The sequence below is a fragment of the Roseomonas sp. KE2513 genome, from assembly GCF_016107305.1.
Lineage (GTDB): Bacteria > Pseudomonadota > Alphaproteobacteria > Acetobacterales > Acetobacteraceae > Roseomonas.
In genome coordinates, this window is the sequence record NZ_RCVR01000092.1 from 1 (window position 1) to 7,141 (window position 7,141).

6 protein-coding genes are annotated in these 7,141 nt (G+C 66.6%); all 6 read right to left on the reverse strand.

Features of this window, described 5'->3' with window-relative positions; translation table 11 throughout:
* On the reverse strand, positions 1-841 hold an 841-nt coding region (locus D9599_RS29855), incomplete at its 3' end, for a tripartite tricarboxylate transporter substrate-binding protein (RefSeq protein WP_232481116.1).
* Between the two features lie 241 nt (positions 842-1,082).
* Positions 1,083-2,183, reverse strand: coding sequence for a sulfatase-like hydrolase/transferase (locus tag D9599_RS29860; RefSeq protein WP_198384979.1), 1,101 nt, complete (start codon positions 2,181-2,183; stop codon positions 1,083-1,085).
* A gap of 119 nt (positions 2,184-2,302) precedes the next feature.
* Complete coding sequence (locus D9599_RS31805) at positions 2,303-2,539, reverse strand: hypothetical protein (protein WP_232481117.1); 237 nt, start codon at positions 2,537-2,539, stop codon at positions 2,303-2,305.
* Positions 2,536-3,024, reverse strand: coding sequence for a MarR family winged helix-turn-helix transcriptional regulator (locus tag D9599_RS29865; RefSeq protein ID WP_232481113.1), 489 nt, complete (start codon positions 3,022-3,024; stop codon positions 2,536-2,538). The genes D9599_RS31805 and D9599_RS29865 overlap by 4 nt, the downstream gene beginning before the upstream one ends.
* Positions 3,025-3,421: 397 nt before the next feature.
* Positions 3,422-4,255, reverse strand: coding sequence for a tripartite tricarboxylate transporter substrate binding protein (locus D9599_RS29870; protein ID WP_198384981.1), 834 nt, complete (start codon positions 4,253-4,255; stop codon positions 3,422-3,424).
* A gap of 620 nt (positions 4,256-4,875) precedes the next feature.
* Complete coding sequence (locus D9599_RS29875; protein ID WP_198384982.1) at positions 4,876-6,843, reverse strand: alpha/beta hydrolase domain-containing protein; 1,968 nt, start codon at positions 6,841-6,843, stop codon at positions 4,876-4,878.
* Positions 6,844-7,141 lie beyond the last annotated feature (298 nt).

Here is a 7,141-nt window from a genome sequence, read left to right on the forward strand (position 1 = left end):
TCCTTTTAGTAAGATCTGTCAGTCGACCTGCGCGCCGCTGAGGCGGACTGCCTCCCCATTTTTGGTACTCGGCCCTGTAGAAGGATACGAACTCCTCAGCCGGCGTGCCCAGGACGTTGGTGCCGTCCGCCTCTATCCGCGCCCTCACCTCCTTGTCGGCGAGCGCCCGCAGCGCAGCCTGCTCAACCCGCCGGACGATCTCCGGCGGTAGGCCTGCAGGGCCGAGAAGGGCGAACCAGGACACCACGTCGAAGCCGGGCAGCGTCTCAGCAATCGCGGGGACCTCCGGTAGGATCCGGATGCGACCGGACGAGGTCACGCCGAGCGCCTGCAGACGGCCGGCGCGCACCATCTCCGTCACGGTCGAAAGGGTGGGGAAGCCGAAGCTCAGCTGGCCGGCTAGGAGACTGTTGACGATCTCCGGCGCCCCACGGAAGGGCACGTGGGTCGCGTCCACGCCCACCTTCGCCCTGAACATCTCGGCGGCCAAATGGGCGGGGCTGCCATTGCCGCCCGAGGCATAGGGCTGGCCAGGCCGCGCTTTCAAGGAGGCGACCAGTTCCGCCACGCGGGCTGGACCGCCGACGGGCACGACCAGCGCGTGAGGAAGCGCGGTCAACCCGGCGATCGGGGTGAAGTCCCGCAGCGGATCATAGCCCAAGGAGCGGCGGTGAAGCTGCGGCAGAATCAGCATGGCGTTCGTGCCGAGGAGGAGCGTGTGGCCGTCCGGGGCGGCGCGCGCGGCCGCTTCGTTGCCGATGCTTCCGCCGGCACCGCCCCGGTTCTCGATCACGACCGGCTGCTCCAGCGCCGCCCCCATGGGCTCGCCCAGAAGACGCATGAGCACGTCGGGCGCGCTCCCCGGGATATAGGGGATGATGAGCCGGATAGGGCGCGACGGCCAGCCGCGTTCGCCTCCCCCTGCGCTAGGGCAGGCCAGGTCCCGGCTACCGCAAGGCCTGCCAGGGCTGCGGCCCCAGCCTTCAGCATCTCTCGCCGCATCGGGCGTCACTCCCCTTCCCTTGCCGCCCGCCGTGCTCCAGGCCGGAAGCCCGATCCAGTCCCGGGCGGGGCTGCCCCGATCATGGGGCCGAATCACCCTGCAGCGCGGGCGCCGGCGTGGCGCCTGGTGCGCCGATGCGCCTGGCCGCGTCCCGCCCGCCAAAGCATTCTACCAGTCTTGCCTGCGCGTGCTTGGCCTCGCGGTCCACCGCATCCGGATCGCAGATGCGCAGGAGCTCGCCGTGCATCTCGTCCAGCACGGGCGCGAACTCAGGGCGGGGCGCGAGGTCGGCGGTCTCCTCCGGATCCTCCTGCAGGTCGAACAGCTCGGGCGGGAAGCCGGGATAGCAGTGATACTTCCACCTCCCCTTGCGCAGCATGAAGGCGCCCGATGCCGCACCGAAGGCGTGGTACTCGCTGAAGGCAACGCGCTCCGGCTCGGGCGGCGCGGCAGCGATCTCGAAGAGCGACCGGCCGGGCCGTGCGGCCGTCGTGTCTGATCCGGCAACGCCCACCGTGTCCAGGATGGTCGGGTACAGGTCGATCAGGTTGACCGGCGTCTCGATGGTGCCCGTCCCGATGCCCGGCCCCGCCATCAGCATCGGGACGGCGACGGACTCCTGGTACAGGTTGCTCTTTCCCCAGAGGCCGCGCGCGCCGACGTTGTCACCGTGGTCGCTCGTGTAGATCACGTGGGTGCTGGCGGCGAGGCCGGTACGGTCCAACGCGTCGAGCACGACTCCTACATTCGCATCGACGTAGCTGCAGAGCGCGAAGTCGGCGGCGACCGCGAGCCGCCGCTCGTCCTCGTTCCGGAACATCGTGTCGTGCGGCCAGATCCGGTCCTGCGCCTCGATCCAGGGATGCTGGCGGTAGCCGGAGCGCGGATCAAGCTTTCGGGGTGGCAGGCGGTCGAGCGGGTAGAGGTCGAAGAACTCCTGCGGTGCGACGAAGGGAAAGTGCGGCGCGACGAAGCCGATGAAAAGCACCCAGGGCTGGTCACTCCCGGCACGACCCTCCAGCCAGCTGGCGGCTAGCTCGGCCGTCGCTCGGTCGTAGCGGTTGCAGGAAGATTCGCCTGGCCCGACCTCCTCGCCGATCATCCTGTGCTCGAACGGCACCTCCGGCAGCGGGTCGCGGATGGAGCCGAAGACCATGCCGTGACCCTTGTAGATGTGCATCGGCTGATGCTGGCGGTCGAAGCCGGTCGGCAACTCGTCGCCTTGTAGTGAAGCTTGCCGATGGACTCGACGGCGACGCCGGCCTTCTGCAGTGCGTGCCCCAACTCGGGACGCGCCCGTCATAGGCGATGGCGTTGTCCCAGTAGCCGGTCTGATGGACATAGGCGCCGGTGGCGAAGGCGGCCCGTGCCGGCACGCAGATGGGGCATGGCGTATAGGCGTTGGTGAAGCTGAGCCCGCGCGGCCAGCCGGTCGAGGTTCGGCGTCCGAATGAACGGATGGCCGGAGGACCCCATGTACCTCGGATCGTGCTCGTCGGACATGATGACGACGAGGTTGGTGCGCGCGCGTGTCATGTCTCGCCTCCGCAGTCCGTGGACCATTTCATCAGCTTGTCGAGGATGCGGTCGAAAGCCGCGACCTCCTCGGGAGTAAGGGCGGCGATCAGCATCGCCTGCCGTTCGGCCGCGAATCCGATTGTCCTGTTGAACACCGCCTTCCCCGTCGTCGTGAGCGCATAGAGGGTTCTCCGGCCGTCCGCCGGGTCCGCCCGCTCCGAGAGGATGCTCCGCGAAACCAGGGATCGAGTGACACGACTGCTCTGGCCCGGATCAAGAAGGGCCTTGTCCGCGAGTTCGGTGGCGAATAGCTCCCCGTCGCAGCCGAGCATGGTGATGACGCGCCACTCCGGGACGCTGAGCCCGACAGCGGATGAGAAGTACCGCCCGCCCTGCTTCACCAAGCTGCGGTTCAGGGCGGCCAACCGGTAGCTGAAGAAGCGCCGGAGGTCGGCAGGCACACCGCTCCGCGCCCGTTCGTTGAGCTTCATGTTCCTCCCCATGGAAGAAGTGGGCACGCTATTGCTTGACTAGTCAAGCAATAGCGGTGTTCGATTGTCGTGAGGGGCGCCGCCGGGACTGGAACCGTGCTTCATGGCCGCTTCGTCGCAGTCCGGCCTTGGAGGCGGCCGTACCGCTATCGGCCGAAGCTCGCCACTCGGATTGCTGCGGAGCATTGTGGCGACCGCTCTCTCCTCACAGATCAGGCACTAGATCGCGGGATTACCGTGCCCGACCAACCAGGATCCTGGCCGCGACAGATGCATTGCAATCTTCGATCCAGTTCGGCGCCGCCACCGATCATCGGTCCAAGCACCATCGGCTAGGTCGCTGAGCGAGTCGGAGGGGAACCGGTAGCGCAACAACAGATCAGTAGAACGCCCGCCCAGGTTCAAGCGGCTACTCGAGCCGTATGTTGCTGGCGCGGATGATACGTCCCCAAGCGTCCTGCTCGCGCCGGACGAGCTCGGTCAGACCTTGTGGTGAGGTCGGCTCTGGAATCGCGGCTTGGCTACGCAGCACCTCCAACAGTGGGCCGGCGCGCAGAGCTTGTCGTATCGCCCCGTTCAGTCGCTCAACGATCGGCCCAGGGGTGCGAGTCGGCGCGAAAACGGCCTGGTAGATGCTGACGGAGAGTACCACTCCCTGCTCCTGCAGCGTCGGCAACCCCGGAAGTAAGAATAAGCGCGCCGGTGACAGGGCGGCGAGCAGCCGTATTCCTCCGTCGCGCGAGAGCGCTTCGCCAGCACCAGCGGGTAGAACCATGCTATCGACCTGCCCCGCTGCCAGAGCCTGAGCTGCCGGCGCAGCACCTGTGAAAGGCACATGCAGGAGCTCGAAACCTGCGGCATCGGCCAAGCGCAGCATGGCGATCTGCGATGTGCTGCCCACCCCCCAGCTGGCGTTTGTCAGCACGCCCGGCTGCGCCTTCGCAGCGGCGATGAAGCCTTGAAGATCGGCCTCCTTCCGGGTTGGGCCGACGGCCAGCACGAGCGGCACATTGGTGATATTGCTGACCGATACGAAATCTCGAAGCGGATCATAGGGTAGGTTTCGCATTGCAGCCGGGTTCACCGCATGGGTATCGGTGACACCAAGCAGGAGGGTGGTCCCATCCGGTAGAGCGCGCGCCGCAATACTCGTGCCGATGCTTCCATTTGCCCCAGGGCGGTTCTCAACGACCACTGCGTTGCCGAGGATGACCGTCAGCTGCTGTGCTAAGGCACGTCCCACGATGTCAGTAATGCCCCCCGGTGGGAACGGAACGACTATTCGAATTGTGCCAGATATATGTTCGCTAGGCTGCGCTGCAGCGCGTTGCGCAGTCGTGGCGATTGCAAGGGCGGTCAAGCATCGACGTGAAACACGCATGATAGATGTTCCTGCAGATCGGCGTTACGGATGTTCTGGTTCTTGGATATCTAATTGTATGGTGCTGAATGGCGGCGCGACAGGCTGAGGCTGAAGCGGTCGGGCCCTTTCGTCCGGTGCGATGGATGAATTCGTTAAGCCTGACGTCGCACAGAGTCTTGCGGCACGCTCGGAAAAGAGAGTTCCTCTCAACAGCGCCGGACGGCTCCAATCTTGTTTGGACCAAGGATTGTGACAAGTACGACTACTCTTTACGTAAGGTGCGCAGGAGAAAGGTTATCGTGCGTAGGTGCCCGACGGAGGCGCAGTTTCGGCCTGGATCTGCTCGGTTTCCGAGAGCAACGCGCCTTGCAGCGTCCGCGCGAGAGAAGGAAGGGCACGGCTGTTGTGGGTGTCACTTCCCAACAGTCGGTGCGTCCTCGTTCAGGCGGTAGAGGGACGTTTGCTCCCCTGACGGCGTTAGAACCGCCGGTGCCTCACCCTCAGTTCGCCAGTCGCGACAGTCGCCCCTCCCGCGCGGCGACGATTGCAGCTTCGGCGTCAGCTGGCAGCATCAGCCGGTCCGCGACCATCCGTTCTGCCGCGGCACGGACTGCGGCAAGATAGGCGTCAGGGCTCGGATACAGATCCTGGAGCGACGGACGCGGATCGCCTGCGGCCTCGCGGGCAGCCCGGGTCTCGGCCAGCGGCACAACGCCGCCGACCTGCGTGCAGAGCTGCTGCGGGCCCTCCGCCCCGACCTCCGGGTTCCAGCCGGCGTAGGTCGCGCGCGGGACCTCGATGAGCGGCAAGCGGATGCCGGCAATGGCGTTCCCGTCCAGTCCCGCGCGAGGAAGGAAGATCGGGTAATCGCCGCGGACCTGCGGCAGCGGCTCCGCTTGCTCGACGAACTGCGCCCGCACGTATTGCCTCCGATAGGGCAAGCCGGGGATGGCCGAATAGACGGCCTCCGCCCCGACGAGTGTGCCCTGCGAAAGCATGGGATAGCGGCTGGAGGGCGGCTCCACTCCCTCTCGCATCCAGCGCTCCATCGCGATGATGAGGGCGCGCAGCGCCGGCCCCTGATAAACTGGGTTCAGCGGCAAGGCGCAGGCGGGCGTCCGCCGCGCCACCGCGTTCCAAACGTTGCCGTGCGGGGCGCTGGCGACTAGGTAGGCGCGGACGTTCGACGGCAGGTCGGCATGGCGCCCCCGCGTGTCCGTTACCAGCAAGCTGGCCTGGGACCCCCAGAACTCGAACTCGGAGTCCATCTGCATGATCAGAGGGCAGGTGTTGGTCAGACGGCAGCGCAGCAGGATACCGTCACGCCGGCCGCTGACCGGATCGTCCATCACCTCGTAGGTGAAGGGGAAGGAGAGCACAGGATAGAGGCGGTCGTACTGCGGTCCCGGGTTCCGCCCTGGCTGGGCGAAACGCGCGTTGGTGAAGGACCGCCGCGCGCCGGGGATGATCGGCATCGCACCCTCAAAGACGAGCCGGCCCGCTTCGTCCTCGTTCATGCCGTAGTAGAGGAGGTCGCGCAGCACCCGCCCGGACTGCGATATGCCGAGGCCTATGGCGCGGTCCACGCTGGGGCGACCGTCCCGTGCGATAGGGTTCTCCGCTCCGCCCTCCCGCCGTAGAAAGGCGGTAACGTCGCGGATGGCGGCGAGACCCATCCCCATCACCTTTGGGTCGCGCGCCGTGTAGGTCAGCTCGTAGATCGCGCCGGCCGGTAGTTCTGGGGGCCGGGCGATCTCGATCGTGCTGTCGTCCAGCCAGCGGAAGTTCAGGTCAGCAGGTGTCCGCCGCTCGTCATCCGTCCGGGCGCGGACGGTCAGGCGGGCGGAGGCGCGGTCCGCGACGGGGTAGCTCAGCGTAGCGCGCGTCGGCGTTGCCGCGTCCGCAAAGCTCCATTCCTCTCGCGATGGACCGGTAATCCCGGGGAGGCTCGGCACGCTAATCCGCATATAACCCGGCTCGTTCGGCGCATCAGCCTGCCAGCCCGCCCAGACAAGGGTGTAGCCCTGCTCCAGCAAGAAGCCGTTCCCCGCATCTTCCGGCCGCTCGAGCCGGATAGCCGGGGCGGTTTCCGTGTCCTGCACCCAGCCTGTGAGGAGCTTCCGGCCGCGGTTCAGGACCTCAAAGATGAGCGTCCCGTTCGGCTTGGCGGGGCGAAGGATGATAACATCCGTCACTGCCTCGACCCGTCCCTGGGCGTTGCGCGGGGCGCGGTCGAGATCGGTGATGACCGCGTTGCGCGAATTAGTGAGATCGAGAGCAACCGTAGCCCGGGCGGTGATCTTCTCCGCCGCGCCACGTGCCCCAAACCCCCGGCCGCCGAGCGCCGAGGTGTCGCGCGAGAGGACCTCGAAGCGTGTCACCTCCGCCCGCGCCGGTCCCAAAAGGAGGGTTGCCACGGTAGCCACGCGGGCAATGAGGGGAACGCGCCGCAAGCTACGGAACATCATGCTCCTCCTCTCTGTGCCGTCATCTTGATGAGCAACATCAGGTCACGTGCAATCGCCGGCCTTGTGGGTGCAGCTTCAATCGAGCACGGGGGAAGGCCGCTGCCAAGGATCATCCGCAACGGGTGCCCTGCAGTCACCACGTCCTGAGTTCGCGCTTTCCGGACGGAACGAAGCGCGTCAAGGCGCTCCTTCCGGTGGGGTCGTGACCGCCGTCCGGGCTAGGCCAGCCAGGACGCCCAGTGGGTCAGCCAAAGCGGCTCGCCCATCATGGGTTACTCCGCCGGGCCTAAGGACACTC